The organism is Pseudoalteromonas atlantica (assembly GCA_007988745.1).
GTDB lineage: Bacteria > Pseudomonadota > Gammaproteobacteria > Enterobacterales > Alteromonadaceae > Pseudoalteromonas > Pseudoalteromonas atlantica.
In genome coordinates, this window is the sequence record BJUT01000001.1 from 1 (window position 1) to 15,406 (window position 15,406).

A 15,406-nucleotide genomic window follows, 5' to 3' on the forward strand; every position below is an offset into this window, starting at 1 on the left:
GGCGCAAAGCTTGCTTGCGCGAGAAGCAGCGCAGCTGTTTATTTTTGCTAATAAAGATCTATTGCACAAAGAGAAGCGAAAGAGGAGCAAATGAGAAAATACCTTTCAGGACAAGACAGGTATTAAAACAAAAAAGCCGCGCTATTTTACATAGCGCGGCTTTTTAATGAGGCTAAGGGTTACTCAGCGCTCATTGTTTTAGTCATGTCTGAACTAGCACGACCTGCAGGTTTAATTGACCCTGCGCGTAAGCCACTATCAGGAACTAACTCACGTTTATCGTGTGCCATGGCAACTGATGTATGCTTTACGTCGCTATCAGCAACTGGTGTCGGTTGAGCCATAGGTGCGCTTGCAGCCCCTTTGCTAATAACCGTTTTTGCATTGGCATCTTTTTGCTCAGCTACTTCAGGCTCTGCTTTAACAGACTCAGGTGTCGCTGGTTGCTCAGCTACTTCAGGCTCTGCTTTAACAGACTCTGGTGTTGCTGGTTGCTCAGCTACTTCAGGCTCTGCTTTTACAGGCTCAGGTTTCGCTGGTTGCTCAACTACTTCAGGCTCTGGCTTAACAGGCTCTGGTGTTGCTGGTTGTTCAGCAACTTCAGGCTCAGCTTTAACAGGCTCTGGTGTTGCTGGTTGCTCAGCTACTTCAGGCTCTGATTTCACAGGCTCAGATGTTGTTATTGGTTGCTCAGTAACAACAACTGGCTCTTCAGCTGTTTCTGGGTCAACAGTTTGTACTGCATCGTCATTGGCTGTTGGTTGCTCTGCTTTAGGAGCAGCTTCAACTTTAGCTAAGTCTTCTACAGCTAACGCTTGCTCAACATTTTCTGATGCATCGTTTGAGGTTGGCTGTTCAGCTTTTGCTTTTAGCTCTGCCTCATACTCAGCGGCAGCTTGATCTGCTACTGGCACAAATGCAGGTGCTTCATCTGCTTTTTCTTCTGTAGCTTCACCTTGTTCAGGACGACGGCGACGCTGGCCCGAAGCGCGAAGGTGACGAGGAGAACGGCGTGAACGCGTACGTGTTTGCCCTTGCTCATCTTCAGAGTTTGCTTCGTCAGTTGACGCTGCAGCTACTGGCTTTTCTTCTTGCTCAGGTTGTGCCTTAGGCGCTTGCTCTTTCACAGGTGCAGGTTTTGTTTGCTCTGACTTTTGCTCATTTGCAGTTTGCTTTGCTGCTGGCGCTTGCTCTTTAGGCTGCTCTACTTTAGCTGTTTCAGTGCTTTGCTGCGGTTGCTCAGTGGTATCAGATGCTTTTACTTGTTCAGTATTTTCATCTTGGATACGTACTTTTTTGCGAACATTACGACGTTGACGGCGAACTTTTGGCTTCTGCTCTTTAGGCTCAGTGCTTTGCTTAGCCTCAGTTTCATTCGCTTTTGCGTCTGTTTTAACTTGCTCTTTGTCTGCGGTACGATTGTCGTTATTACGGTTATCGTTACGCTTACGCGAGTTAGGATTACGACGGCGCTTATTGCGGTTCTCGTTTTTCTCTTGGCTTTCGTTCGCGGTAGATTCAGTTTTCACTTCTTCTTCAGCAGGACGTTCACCACGAGGTTTAGAGCGAGAGTTATTACGACGACGCTGATTGTTATTGCGGCGACGGTTGTCACTGTTACCACGGCGATTGTTATTACGTGTTTGATGTTGCTTTTCTTGCTCAGCTTTTTCTTTTGCTTGCTTTTCTTCTTCGCTTTCACCAGCAAATAACGACTTAAACCAATTACCAATAGCAGCCAATAGGCCACCTTCAACCTTAGGTACAGCAACAGGCGCTGTTGGTTTGTCTACTTTAGCTTGTGGCGCTGGCGTTGAAGGCATAACAACACCTTTAAGCATCGGCTCTTCACGAACAGGCGCAGCTGCTGGTTTAGCCATTTCGAACGATTCTGGCTCAGGTGCAACAACTTGCTCGTAACTTACTGTTTCTAGTGTTTCGTCTTTACGTAAACGCATCACTTCGTAGTGCGGTGTTTCCATATGTTGATTAGGAATAATAACCACATCACATTTATGATGTTTTTCAATACGATGAACGCTTCTGCGCTGCTCGTTTAATAAATAAGCGGCAACCGCTACAGGCACTTGTGCATTTACTTGTGCTGTGTTGTCTTTAATTGCTTCTTCTTCAATTAAACGCAAAATAGACAAGGCGATAGACTCGTTAGAACGAATAGTACCTTGGCCGCTACAACGCGGACATGGGCCTTGGCTTGCTTCACCTAGTGAAGGTCGCAAACGCTGGCGCGACATTTCAAGTAAACCAAAGCGCGAAATTTTACCAATTTGTACACGCGCACGATCTGGACGAGCGGCATCTTTTAAGCGGTTTTCTACTTCACGCTGATGGCGTGGCGGTGTCATATCGATAAAGTCGATAACAATTAAGCCACCTAAGTCGCGAAGACGTAATTGACGCGCAATTTCATCAGCCGCTTCTAAGTTAGTATTCAGTGCTGTTTCTTCGATATCTCCGCCTTTTGTTGCTTTAGACGAGTTGATATCAATAGAGGTAAGCGCTTCTGTTGGGTCAATTACAATTGAACCACCTGAAGGCAAACGTACTTCACGTTGGAACGCAGACTCAATTTGGCTTTCAATTTGGTAATGCGTAAATAATGGCGTGTCGCCTTGATAAAGCTTTACGCGGCTCATAAAGTCAGGGCGAAAACGCTCAATGTGCGCTTTAGCTTCTTCAAATACACGTGGTTTATCAATTAATATTTCACCAATATCACGACGTAAATAATCGCGAATAGCGCGGAAAATCACATTGCTTTCTTGGTGAATCAAAAACGGCGCTTTAGCACTGTCGGCTGCTTGTTGAATTGCATCCCAATGTACTAAAAGTGCTTTTAAATCGTAGTTTAATTCTTCAAACGATTTGCCAACACCTGCTGTACGAACAATTAAGCCCATACCTTTAGGAAGTTCTAATCGGCTAAGTGCTTCTTTAAGGTCTGTACGCTCATCGCCTTCAATACGACGAGAAATACCGCCTGCACGAGGGTTGTTTGGCATTAGCACTAAGTAGCTACCCGCTACGCTAATAAAGGTAGTAAGGGCCGCGCCTTTTTGGCCGCGCTCTTCTTTATCAACTTGTACAATTACTTCTTGGCCTTCTTTAATCACGTCGCGAATATTTGGGCGTCCATGAAAAGTGTAACCTTGTGGGAAGTAAGTACGGGCAATTTCTTTTAAAGGAAGGAAACCATGACGATCGGCGCCGTAATCTACGAAAGCCGCTTCTAAAGAGGGTTCAATGCGTGTGATTTTGCCTTTATAAATATTGGCTTTTTTCTGTTCGTGACCTGGGCTTTCTATATCTAAATCATATAGGCGCTGGCCGTCAACCAGTGCTACGCGCATTTCTTCTTGCTGCGTTGCATTGATTAGCATACGTTTCATATTGTTACTCTACTTATTTTTTGTCGCTGACATGACGAAACGTGTTCGCCTGTTCAGTTGTTCCTTTTTTTAGAATGTGCAGCCTCACGACTGGGTCTGTAACGGAACGCTCTGTAATGTGTATGCAGTATTTTTTAAATGCTGGCTAACAATAACGTACGCTTACGTTATTAAATTCTTTATGGTGCTAAAACTGTCGGCTCTTATGCTCTTTACAAGTTTTACCCAGAAGTTGGCCTGTCATATCAATCTTTTTAGTACGTTTATGTTAGGCGCGTAGGGCTCGTTAAGTAACTTAAATACGATGAGTATTTTCTAAGTACTTGCGAGCAAAGTTCGCTGCCGAATGTTAATAAACGCTTATTTGCTAGATTTTTAGTTCTAAATAAGCTGCTATACGGTACTACGTGTGAGCAAATGCTGAACAACGTTTTTACGTCGTCACTATCAAACAAATTATTTGTTCATTGCTTTTATTTTTACATTAAATGTAAATTCATGTTCAAACTTAACCAGTAATATATTACGCGCATTACTGTTAGTTGATCGCACGTGTTAACTGAGTAGGCATAAAAGCTTTGGAAAACTTAACTCGGATCTGTATGATCGGCTACCCAGAATGTGCATCACGAATGTTTTAATGTGTTAAAAAGCACCGTTGTTATTTGCAAATACTAAATATTTGCGCTGCTGATTATCCCACTATTATAACCGTGTTAGCAACTAAATTATTTTACTTAAATCAGTGATTAGGCAATGTCAGAAAAAACCGGCTTACAAGTAACTTTTGTCACAATCAACGAAGACCATTTAGGTCAGCGTATTGATAACTTTCTTATTACCCATTTAAAAGGGGTGCCTAAAAGCGCTGTTTATAAAATTTTACGTAAAGGCGAGGTACGCGTTAATAAAAAGCGTATTAAACCAGTTTACAAATTACAGCTTGATGATGTAGTGCGTATTCCGCCAATTAAAGTAGCAGAGCGCGAAGAGTTTGTGCCTAAAAAGCTTGATAAAGTGAAGCAATTAGAAGACGCAATACTCTTTGAAGACAAATACCTTATTGTAATTAATAAGCCCTCGGGCATGGCTGTACATGGCGGCAGTGGTTTAAGCTACGGTTTAATAGAAGCACTACGCGTATTACGCCCAGATGAGCGCAGTTTAGAGCTAGTACATAGGCTTGATAGAGACACATCGGGGTGTTTACTAATTTCAAAGCGTCGCTCGGTACTTACCGCATTACATGAGCAGCTGCGTGAAAAAACAATGGAAAAAAATTACTGGGCGTTGGTAACAGGGCAGTGGGATTCGTCGGTTAAAAATGTAACTGAAGGGCTGCGTAAAAACACCCTCAAGTCGGGCGAGCGCGTGGTGCGTGTAGATAATAACGAAGGTAAACCTTCACATACTCGCTTTAGAGTACTTGAGCGTTTTAACGAGTGCTCGTTAGTGCAAGCCTCACCTGTGACTGGGCGTACTCACCAAATTCGTGTACATACACAGTGTAAAGGCCACCCTATTGCAAGCGATGATAAATACGGCGACCAAGGGTTTGATCTATCAATGCGCAAAATAGGCTTAAATCGCTTATTTTTACACGCCCACGATTTAAGCTTTTATCACCCTAAAAACGAAACTACCATGCGCGTAGAGGCGCCGCTTGATAACGCACTTAAAAGTTGTATTTTAAAATTAAGAGATGCTAAAGCGTAATGACCACCGCTGTATTAAAAAAATATAAACTGGTTATTTTTGATTGGGATGGCACTGTAATGGACTCAATTAGCAAAATTGTTAATTGTATTCGTCACAGTGCGCTGGCGCTTAATATTGAGCCGCCGAGCGACACTGCAATTAAAAATATTATTGGTATGTCGCTTGAACTTGCTATTGAGGTGCTATTTCCTGACGAGGTAGCGCAGCATCCCGCATTAGTTAACGGCTATAAACAGCAATACCGTGTTGATACGACTGCCACCCCTGTATTTGATAATGTAGAAAATGTACTAAGTGCGTTAAAAGCACAAGGGGTTATTTTAGCGATTGCCACCGGTAAAGGACGCGCTGGTTTAATGCGTTTATTAGAGCAAACTCAGTTAGGGCATTACTTTAGTGCCACGCGCACAAGCGATGAAGCACGCTCTAAACCTTCCCCCGATATGCTTGAACAACTATTAGCTGAATTAGCAATAAATGCCGACGAAGCACTCATGATTGGGGATACCAAAATAGATATGGCCATGGCACAGGCAGCCAACATAGATAGAATTGGCGTTACCATGGGCGTGCACAGTGCAGCGCAGTTAAGTGAGTTTAGCCCCGTTGCAACTGTTGATAATTACCAGCAGCTGCAACGCATACTACTTGGCTAAGGTTGAGCGGCGAGTATGTCGAGATTAAACTCAGCCAATAGCTGGCTGAGTTTAATTAGAGGCAAGCCTATTAAGCTATTAGGATCGTCCCCGTTTAATTTTTCAAATAAGCAAATCCCTAATCCTTCACTTTTAAAGCTACCAGCACAGTTATAAGGCTGCTCTGCATCGCAGTAGGCTTCTATTTGCTCTTTGGTGAGTGTTCTAAATACTACTTCAAAAGGCTCTATTAACGTTTTTGCTTTATCGCTAGCAATATCGTAAACACACAGGCCTGTTAAAAACGTGACAGTTTGGCCGCTAAACAAAGAAAGCTGCTTTATGGCGTTTTCTTTATTATGAGGTTTACCAAGTATTTGCCCATCAAATACGGCCACTTGGTCGGAGCCGATTGCAAGGCCTTTAACAAAATGATCGCAAGCGGCACGCGCTTTGCGCTCGCTTAGGCGCTTAACAAGTTGCTCTGGGGTTTCGTTTGGTATGGCGGTTTCGTCAATATCAGGCGAAAAAGTACTAAATGGCAGATTAAATTTTTGCAATAAAGACTGCCTAAATGGCGAGCTTGACGCTAATATAAGCGGGTGCTTCATAAATTATTATCCTAATTAAAATTAGTTTGAGTTAGGATAAATCAGATCCGTAATGAAAACACGTGAAAAACCATGTAAAAATGCTTTTTTGCTTTGACTAACCAATTAACTATCTATATGATGCAGCCCCTATGCAAAAGGTAAAAATTCCCATCACTCTTCATCCTGGGAAAGCAGCGCAACACCGTTTAACTTACGATGGTATTGTACCGCTTGAAAAACTTGCTCGTTTACGAGGTGTTGTACAGGAAGAAGTAGGTGAAATAGCGGTAAAAATTCAGTGCAAAACCGATGAGCAAGGTTTAGTTGTGATTAGTGGCAATTTGTCTACACACGTAACTGTAACTTGTCAGCGTTGTAATGATGATTTAGGGTTGGATTTGGATCAAGACTTTATGTATTCGCCTGTTGGTTTGGATGCTGAGTCAGATGATCTTCCTGAAGTCTACGATGAAGTAGCGCTTGATGAAAACGGTGAAATTAACGTGTTTGAGTTAATCGAAGACGAGCTAATTTTAGCAGTGCCATTAGTGCCTACACACAACGAAGCTTCGTGCAATTACTCATCAAAGCCTGCTAGCTTTGGTGTACTAAAGGCGGAAGATGATAAACCAAATCCATTTGATATTTTGAAACAACTTAAGAAAGGTTCTTAGGAGAAGACTAATGGCTGTACAAAAAAGCAAAAAGTCTCGTGCAAGACGCGGCATGCGCCGTTCACACGATGCGATCAACGGTCCAACTTTAACAGTTGACCAAACTTCAGGTGAGACTCATCGTCGTCACCATGTAACTGCTGACGGTTACTACAAAGGCGTTCAAGTAATTTCTAACTAAGAGATTGCTTTATGCTGACTAATCTAACCATAGCGTTAGATATGATGGGGGGCGATTATGGCCCCCGTTCATCTATCCCCGCTGCCGTTTGCGCAGTAAATGCTCATGCCAATTTAACACTCATTTTATGTGGCAACGAGCAAGTAATTACTAATCAATTAGAATCCCTCGATTCACTTTCACACCCACGTTTAATTATTCGCCATTGCAGCGAAGTTGTCACTAATGCTTGCGAACCCGCTTTAGCTGTGCGTTCAAAAAAAGACTCCTCTATGCGTGTCGCCCTTGATTTAGTTAAATCGGGTGAAGCACAAGCCTGTGTAAGTTCGGGAAACACCGGCGCTTTATTTTTTATGGCTCATTACGTATTAAAAATGCTGCCTGGCGTTAAACGCCCTGCATTGATATCGGCCGTTCCTACAGAGCGAAAAAATCCAGTTTATCTGCTTGATTTAGGCGCTAATGTGCATTGTGATTCAGAAATACTTTATCAATTTGGCATTATGGGCTCGGTAGTAGCAGGCCAAGCTCTTGGCTGCGACAACCCTAAAGTGAGTTTACTTAATATTGGCTCTGAAGACATAAAAGGCCATGAAGGCATAAAGCAAGCAGCGCAGCTTATGCAGCAAAGCCCTTATATTAATTACACGGGTTACAGTGAAGGCTGTGATATTTTTTCGGGAAAAGCCGATGTCATTGTGTGTGAAGGGTTTGTCGGAAACGTCGCATTAAAAACCTGCGAAGGCATTGCTAAACTGATCATGAAAAAGTTTACAAGCGCCTTAGAAAAGCACTTAATTTACAAATGCATGGCGTTTATTTTAAGTCCTATCATAAAAAAACTCTATAATCGGGTGAACCCCGACCAGTATAACGGCGCTTCTCTGGTAGGATTGCGCGGTATTGTCGTTAAAAGCCATGGAAATGCATCAGCAAAAGCATTTCAAGCAGCAATCGATGAAGCGGTAAAAGAGGTTGAACGTCAACTTCCAGATAAAATAGCCGCTATTTTCGAAAAAACACATTCTAAAAACTCGGCGGCCGAATAACGTTTAGGTGCCGTAGTTACACTAAATTTTTGTTTAATTAAAAAGAGCAAAGTATGGCACAAAAAATTGCACTTCTATTTCCTGGTCAGGGCTCACAAAGCGTTGGCATGTTAAGCGAGCTACTAGAGAGCTCTGACATTGTAAAAGCAACCTTTAGCGAAGCGTCAAGCGCACTTGGCTACGATTTAGCAGCGCTTGTACTAAATGGCCCAGAAGAAGAACTTAATCAAACTCACCGCACTCAACCTGCTTTATTAACAGCAAGCGTGGCAATTTACCGCCACTGGTTAGCTGCAAACCCAGATGTGGAAGTGGTTATGGCTGGTCACAGCTTAGGTGAATACTCTGCATTGGTATGTAGTGAGGTTATTAGCCTAGGTGAAGCGGTAAAACTTGTTGAAAACCGTGGCTTATACATGCAAGAAGCTGTGCCTGCGGGCGTAGGCTCTATGGCTGCCATTATTGGTTTAGGCGATGAGCAAATAAAAACAGCATGTGAAGAGTCTGCACAAGGCGAAGTTGTTTCACCGGTAAATTATAACTCACCAGGGCAAGTGGTTATTGCAGGGCATAAAGCTGCTGTTGATAGAGCTTCACAAGCGTGTAAAGATGCCGGCGCAAAACGTGCCTTACCACTGAGTGTGAGCGTGCCTTCACATTGTGAACTAATGAAACCAGCGGCTGAAAAACTTGCCAACGATTTAGCCGCTTTAACATTTAATACACCTAAGTGTGATGTAATTAATAATGTTGATGTAAAAGCACAAAGCTCGGCTGATGCAATTAAAGATGCATTGGTACGTCAACTATACAGCCCAGTTCGTTGGACAGAAACAGTACAGGCTTTAGTAGCTCAAGGCATTACGCAAAGCTACGAATTTGGCCCAGGTAAAGTATTAACTGGACTTGCAAAACGAATTGATAAAGCAATGGTATGTGGCTCAGTAAATGACGCTGCTGCTATCGACGCTGCAAAATAAGAGAATATAAAATGACTAATTTATTTTCATTAGAGGGCAAAGTTGTCCTAATTACTGGCGCAAGCCGTGGTATTGGTAAAGCAATTGCAAACACTTTAGTAGCGCAAGGCGCAAAAGTAGCAGGTACTGCTACGAGTGAGTCAGGCGCGGCTAAAATTAGCGATTACTTAGGTGATAACGGTAAGGGTTATGCTTTAAATGTAACCGATCCTGCATCGATTGAGGCTACATTAGCAGCAATAAAAGCCGACTTAGGCGATGTTGACGTACTTGTAAATAACGCAGGTATTACCCGTGATAATTTATTAATGCGTATGAAAGACGGTGAGTGGGACGATATTATCGACACTAACTTAAGCTCTATCTTCCGTTTATCTAAAGCGGTATTACGCCCAATGATGAAGAAAAAGAACGGCCGTATTATTAATATTGGCTCAGTTGTGGGCACTATGGGTAATGCAGGGCAAGCTAACTACGCGGCAGCTAAAGCGGGTGTTATTGGCTTTTCTAAATCGCTTGCACGCGAAGTTGCATCACGCGGCATTACAGTAAATGTAGTAGCCCCTGGTTTTATTCAAACTGATATGACCGATGAGCTAACAGAAGATCAAAAAGCGGCCACCCTTGCTAATGTACCAGCAGGTCGATTAGGTCAGCCTGATGAGATAGCAGCGGCAGTGTGTTATTTAGCATCTGACGCGGCTGCGTATGTATCTGGCGAGACTTTGCATGTAAATGGCGCGATGTACATGGTTTAACGGCCATTGTTATAAGCAAATGCTAAAAATAACTTAAGTAAGTGACCTCAAAAACATTGAAATTTTTATGATCTTGCTTTAAACATACTTGAAATCGCTGTGAAAATAAGCGATAAAAGACAAAACAAACACTCAGAGGTTTGACCAGACAATTATTTATGGTCAAATCATTGAATCAGAGAATTATGCGGCGTAAACTACGCCGCAATCTGAAAATAACGCATTGGCGTTTTTAATAAAGGAAAGAAGAATGAGCGATATCCAAGAACGCGTAAAAAAAATTATCATCGAACAGCTAGGTGTTAAAGAAGAAGAAGTTAAAAACGAAGCTTCTTTCGTAGACGACCTAGGTGCAGATTCTCTTGATACTGTTGAACTAGTTATGGCTCTTGAAGAAGAGTTTGATACTGAGATCCCAGATGAAGAAGCTGAAAAGATCACTACAGTACAATCTGCAATCGATTACGTATCAGCTCACGCTGAGTAATTAATCGCATATTAAAGGCAGCATTCGCTGCCTTTAATCTATATATCCAAACCACCTCAAAGTTCATGATTCAAATTCACCCGCTTTTACTCTCTACTGCATTCATTTGTAATAGCACATCTTTAGTTGAATTTGAGACTCGCACTTTGAGGTCGCTTGGGTATGAATTCCCTTTGTAATGCCAATAGATTTAAACTTAGTGAGTTAAACAGCTTACTAAAATAATACTATTTTAATCAATTGGTTTAAATATCCCTTATTGGAGGCAAACCGTGGCTAAACGTCGAGTCGTCGTAACTGGCTTAGGAATGTTGACGCCGCTAGGTAATGATGTGCAATCTACCTGGCAAGGCTTATTAGATGGTAAAAGTGGTATACAAAATATAACCCACTTTGATACATCAAAATTTGGTACTAAATTCGCTGGACTCATAAATGACTTTGATGCAACTGCATACATGTCGGCGAAAGATACTAAAAAAATGGACTTATTTATTCAGTACGGCATTGCAGCGGGTGTTCAAGCCTTTCAAGACTCAGGCCTTGAAGTTACTGAACAAAACGCAACACGTATTGGTGTTGCTGTAGGCTCAGGCATTGGTGGATTGACCCTAATTGAAGAAAACCACATAAAGCTACTTAACAGTGGCCCACGTAAGCTTTCTCCATTTTATGTGCCATCAACCATTATTAATATGATCTCAGGCCATTTATCAATGATGCATGGTTTACGTGGTCCTAATATTTCTATTGTGACGGCGTGTACTACAGGCCTGCACAATATTGGCCATGCAGCGCGTATGATTGCTTACGGCGATGCCGATGCGATGGTTGCCGGTGGCGCAGAAAAAGCCTGTACACCGATTGGTATGGGTGGTTTTAATGCTGCACGTGCGCTTTCTACCCGTAACGACGACCCGCAAGCTGCGTCGCGTCCGTGGGACAAAGACCGCGATGGTTTTGTACTATCTGATGGTGCAGGGGTTGTTGTAGTAGAAGAGTATGAACACGCTAAAGCTCGTGGCGCTAAAATTTATGCTGAGCTTGTTGGCTTTGGTATGAGCGGTGATGCGTATCACATGACCTCGCCACCGGAAGACGGTGCAGGTGCGGCACTTGCTATGCAAAATGCATTAAACGATGCACAAGTAAATGCAGACCAAGTTGGTTACATTAACGCTCACGGTACATCTACTAATGCAGGCGACAAAGCCGAAACGCAAGCTGTTAAAACTATTTTTGGCAGTGCAGCGCAAGATGTAATGGTAGGCTCGTCTAAATCGATGATGGGACACCTACTAGGCGCAGCGGGTTCAGTAGAGTCTATTATTTCTATTTTATCGCTGGCCGATCAAAAAGTATCGCCCACCATTAACCTAGACAACCCAGATGAAGGCTGTGACTTAGATTACATAGCCCACACTGCACGTGATGCAAAACTCGACTTTGCATTGTGTAACTCATTTGGTTTTGGTGGGACTAATGGCTCGTTGCTATTTAAAAAGGTATAATCCTTTTTAACAACGAACCACATTATAAGAGCTCAGTTGTTTAACTGGGCTTTTTTTATGCAAGCAATTCAATATGCAAACAATAATAACAACCGATGATACAAGTGCGATTAATACACGCGATAGAGGCCTTAACTACGGTGATGGTTTTTTTACCACAGCCAAAGTAATCGCTGGGCAAGTAGAGCATTGGCAGCACCATAAAGCACGTTTGGTAGAATGCGCAGAGCGCTTAGCGTTTCCTGCAATTAACCTTACTGAGCTTGAGCAACATATTGCAAAGGCGATTACTGGCTGCCAATTAAATGTGCTTAAAATAGTGATCACCCGCGGAGAAGGTGGGCGAGGCTATGGGTTGCCGCAACACACCCATTTAACCATTTTAATTACCGTGTTAGGGTTTCCACAAAGCTACCCAGCATTAGCAAAAACAGGGGTGAGTTTAGCCCTAAGCCCAATAAAATTAGCAGCCCAACCTTTATTAGCCGGTTTAAAAACACTTAACCGACTAGAACAAGTGCTGATTAAAAATGCCATGGCAAAACAGCAATGTGACGATGTTTTAGTACTCGATCATCAAAACAATGTGATTGAAGCCTCGGCAGCTAATATTTTTGCTATTCGTGATAATAAGGTATATACGCCAAGCCTTGAGCAATGCGGTATTAAAGGGGTTTATCTGCAATCGTTATGTGATAAATTAGCGGTTGAATTTAAGCAAGTAAGCCTAAATGAATTAACCCAAGCTAGTGCTGTATTTATTTGTAATAGCTTAATGGGCGCTGTGCCCGTTAGTCGTATAGAACAACATACATTTAATGTTGAGCAAAGCATGTGTTTATTAAATGAATTATTAGCCAAGGAGGCTAAGTGTTAAAAGTTATTTTATCGGTATTATTGTTAGCTTTAGTTACAACGCTAGTAGGGTATCAGCAATTACAAGCAACAATAACTAGCTCGCTAAATATAACAACGCCTACCCAGTTTGAAGTTAAAAAAGGCATGGGCTTTAACCAGCTATGTAAACAATGGCAAGCTAATAATTGGTTAAAAAGCTGCTGGCGCTATCAAGTAATTGCAAAGCTTGACCCAACACTAACCGACTTAAAAGCCGGCTTGTACGAGCTAACGAATACAAGCGTTATTGATAATATAAAAAAAATAAACAACGGTGAGCAAATCAGTTTTAGCTTTACTATTATTGAAGGGCAAAACTTACGCGAAGTGATAGCAGCCATTAGTAGTGCGCCGCATTTAACTAATAACTTAAATACAGAGCAACTGGCGCAGCAAATAGTAGGTGAAAAAGGCCATTTAGAAGGGTGGCTGTTTCCAGATACGTATCATTATCACAGCGGTGATACTGCCAGTAGTTTATTAAAACGTGCGGCCGTTAAAATGCAGCAAACACTTGAGCAAGCATGGCCACAACGTGCAGAAAACCTACCGTATAAAAACGCATATGATGCACTTATCATGGCCTCTATTATCGAAAAAGAAACAGGCCTTGCCAGTGAGCGCCCGTTAATAGCCGCCGTATTTATAAATAGATTAAACGCAAATATGCGCCTACAAACCGATCCCACCGTAATATATGGCCTAGGAGAGAGTTTTGACGGTGACATTAAACGAAAAGATTTACGCGATTACACTCCCTATAATACGTATCGCATTAAAGGGCTGCCGCCAACACCCATTGCCATGCCCTCAAAAGCGGCTATTTTAGCAGCGCTTAATCCGCCTAAAACACAGTATGTTTATTTTGTGGCGAAGGGCGATGGCAGTCACCAATTTTCAACCACGTTAAAGCAACACAACGCGGCAGTTAAAACGTATATATTAAATAAAACGAATTAAACTTTATATGAAACCAAAATTTATTGTTATTGAAGGCCTTGAAGGCGCAGGTAAATCAACGGCTATTTCGTTATGCCAAGACTTTTTAAATAAAAAACAAATAGACTTTATTAACGTACGCGAGCCAGGTGGTACACCCCTTGCCGAGTCTTTACGTACTTTAGTAAAAGCCGAGCATGAAGAAGACATAGCCTTTGAAACCGAACTACTTATTATGTACGCAGCTCGCTCGCAGCTTATGCATAATGTAATTAATCCGGCGCTTGATAAAGGGCAGTGGGTATTAGCAGATCGCCACGATTTATCATCTCAAGCGTATCAAGGTGGCGGGCGCGGCATAAGCGCTAATACCTTATCGTCTTTGTCGTCTATGGTATTAAAAGGGTTAAAACCTGATTTAACCATATACCTAGACATAGACCCCGTAATAGGCCTTGAGCGTGCTAAAGGCCGTGGAGAGCTTGATAGAATTGAGCAAGAAGCCATTGAGTTTTTTCAGCGCACGCGCATGCGTTATGTTGAGCTGGCAAATGACGATAGCTCAATAAAAACCGTAGATGCCAACCAAAGTATTGATAAAGTACACCGCGATATAACCAATGTACTACGCACTTTTTTTGAAGGGTTAAAATAACATGGCATTGCCATGGCTTAATAACGTAGAACAACAGCTTGCGCAAAGTTATAAAGCGCAGCGTTTTCATCATGCACAGTTGTTATGCGGGCCAAAAGGCGTTGGTAAGTTTGAGCTAAGCGAGCAATTAGCTAATAGCTTATTATGTCAAAATATTAATACCCACATGCAAAACGAAGGTAGCAAGTTAGCCCCGTGCGGGCAGTGTAAAAGTTGCTCATTAACACTTGCGGGTAACCACCCTGATAAACGGCTAACGCAAGTTGAAGGGCAAAGCATTGGTGTTGACGATATTCGTGCGATAAGCGATTTTATGAACCACTCCGCTGCGCAAAATGGCAATAAAGTGGCCATTATTGAAAACTGCGAAAAAATGACCACGGCAGCAGCAAACGCGTTATTAAAAACCTTAGAAGAGCCCAGTAATAGCCGTTTTTTAATTTTAACCACAAGCCACACTGCGCAGTTACCTGCCACCATTTTAAGCCGCTGTGCTAAAACAGATATTAAAGTTGCAAACCCAGAAGCGGCTAAAACCTGGTTAGCCGATTTAAATATTAGTGACTATGTGTGGCTGCCTTTATTTTATACGCAACCACTTTTAATTAAACAGTGGCAAGCGCAAGAGCAGCTGCAACACATTGATACTTTATATAAATTTGCAACTGAGTTTAAACAAAGCCATAATTTTAGTCCGCTTGTAAATATTATAAACAAACAACCTGAGCTAATACGCATTTTTACATTATTTTTAAGCGAGCAATTAAAACAGCAGCTTATAATGGGTTTAAGTTTTGACGCGTACCAAAGTGCTCAGCAAGCGTTGAATGAATTTTTACAAAATAGCACAGAGGTACTCGGGCTAAATTTACCTCTAGCAGTGTCGCGTTTAGCGCATGCCCTGCGAAACATTTAATA

15 protein-coding genes are annotated in these 15,406 nt (G+C 42.2%); 13 read left to right on the plus strand and 2 right to left on the minus strand.

Features of this window, described 5'->3' with window-relative positions; all coding sequences use genetic code 11:
* Positions 1 to 179: 179 nt before the first annotated feature.
* Positions 180 to 3,410: a ribonuclease E gene (gene rne, locus PAT01_RS00005; protein ID WP_154944310.1), complete on the minus strand. Its 3,231-nt coding sequence runs from the start codon at positions 3,408 to 3,410 to the stop codon at positions 180 to 182.
* A gap of 756 nt (positions 3,411 to 4,166) precedes the next feature.
* On the opposite strand from rne, the gene rluC reads away from it, so the two are divergent.
* Both rluC and PAT01_RS00015 read left to right on the plus strand, forming a co-directional pair.
* The gene (gene rluC / locus PAT01_RS00010) at positions 4,167 to 5,126 is read left to right on the plus strand and encodes a 23S rRNA pseudouridine(955/2504/2580) synthase RluC (RefSeq protein WP_154944312.1); all 960 of its coding nucleotides are present in this window, start codon (positions 4,167 to 4,169) and stop codon (positions 5,124 to 5,126) included.
* On the plus strand, positions 5,126 to 5,785 hold the full coding sequence (locus PAT01_RS00015) for an HAD-IA family hydrolase (protein ID WP_138579960.1): 660 nt from the start codon (positions 5,126 to 5,128) through the stop codon (positions 5,783 to 5,785). The genes rluC and PAT01_RS00015 overlap by 1 nt, the downstream gene beginning before the upstream one ends.
* Here the strand turns inward: PAT01_RS00015 and PAT01_RS00020 are convergent.
* On the minus strand, positions 5,782 to 6,375 hold the full coding sequence (locus PAT01_RS00020; protein ID WP_126006622.1) for a Maf family protein: 594 nt from the start codon (positions 6,373 to 6,375) through the stop codon (positions 5,782 to 5,784). The genes PAT01_RS00015 and PAT01_RS00020 overlap by 4 nt on opposite strands.
* 131 nt (positions 6,376 to 6,506) lie before the next feature.
* Here PAT01_RS00020 and yceD point away from each other — a divergent pair, with 131 nt between their 5' ends.
* From yceD to PAT01_RS00075, 11 genes are all read left to right on the plus strand, one after another.
* Complete coding sequence (yceD, locus tag PAT01_RS00025; protein WP_154944314.1) at positions 6,507 to 7,031, plus strand: 23S rRNA accumulation protein YceD; 525 nt, start codon at positions 6,507 to 6,509, stop codon at positions 7,029 to 7,031.
* 10 nt (positions 7,032 to 7,041) lie between these two features.
* Positions 7,042 to 7,212: a 50S ribosomal protein L32 gene (gene rpmF, locus PAT01_RS00030; RefSeq protein WP_004587686.1), complete on the plus strand. Its 171-nt coding sequence runs from the start codon at positions 7,042 to 7,044 to the stop codon at positions 7,210 to 7,212.
* Between the two features lie 11 nt (positions 7,213 to 7,223).
* Positions 7,224 to 8,261 (plus strand): phosphate acyltransferase PlsX, encoded by a 1,038-nt coding sequence (gene plsX / locus PAT01_RS00035; RefSeq protein WP_154944316.1) that lies wholly within the window; start codon positions 7,224 to 7,226, stop codon positions 8,259 to 8,261.
* Between the two features lie 53 nt (positions 8,262 to 8,314).
* Positions 8,315 to 9,241 carry an ACP S-malonyltransferase gene (gene fabD, locus PAT01_RS00040; RefSeq protein ID WP_138579959.1) on the plus strand — a complete coding sequence of 309 codons (927 nt, stop codon included), beginning with the start codon at positions 8,315 to 8,317 and terminating at the stop codon, positions 9,239 to 9,241.
* Positions 9,242 to 9,252: 11 nt separating this feature from the next.
* Complete coding sequence (gene fabG, locus PAT01_RS00045; protein ID WP_004587689.1) at positions 9,253 to 9,999, plus strand: 3-oxoacyl-ACP reductase FabG; 747 nt, start codon at positions 9,253 to 9,255, stop codon at positions 9,997 to 9,999.
* Between the two features lie 250 nt (positions 10,000 to 10,249).
* Positions 10,250 to 10,486: an acyl carrier protein gene (gene acpP, locus PAT01_RS00050; protein ID WP_004587690.1), complete on the plus strand. Its 237-nt coding sequence runs from the start codon at positions 10,250 to 10,252 to the stop codon at positions 10,484 to 10,486.
* Between the two features lie 272 nt (positions 10,487 to 10,758).
* On the plus strand, positions 10,759 to 11,997 hold the full coding sequence (fabF, locus tag PAT01_RS00055) for a beta-ketoacyl-ACP synthase II (protein WP_004587691.1): 1,239 nt from the start codon (positions 10,759 to 10,761) through the stop codon (positions 11,995 to 11,997).
* A gap of 73 nt (positions 11,998 to 12,070) precedes the next feature.
* Positions 12,071 to 12,874, plus strand: a complete 804-nt coding sequence (gene pabC / locus PAT01_RS00060) for an aminodeoxychorismate lyase (protein WP_154944318.1) — start codon at positions 12,071 to 12,073, stop codon at positions 12,872 to 12,874.
* Positions 12,868 to 13,854 (plus strand): endolytic transglycosylase MltG, encoded by a 987-nt coding sequence (gene mltG / locus PAT01_RS00065; RefSeq protein WP_138579957.1) that lies wholly within the window; start codon positions 12,868 to 12,870, stop codon positions 13,852 to 13,854. Before pabC ends, mltG begins: the two co-directional genes overlap by 7 nt.
* 7 nt (positions 13,855 to 13,861) lie before the next feature.
* Positions 13,862 to 14,488, plus strand: coding sequence for a dTMP kinase (tmk, locus tag PAT01_RS00070; RefSeq protein ID WP_004587694.1), 627 nt, complete (start codon positions 13,862 to 13,864; stop codon positions 14,486 to 14,488).
* Position 14,489: 1 nt separating this feature from the next.
* The gene (locus PAT01_RS00075; protein WP_054982362.1) at positions 14,490 to 15,404 is read left to right on the plus strand and encodes a DNA polymerase III subunit; all 915 of its coding nucleotides are present in this window, start codon (positions 14,490 to 14,492) and stop codon (positions 15,402 to 15,404) included.
* Positions 15,405 to 15,406: the final 2 nt, after the last annotated feature.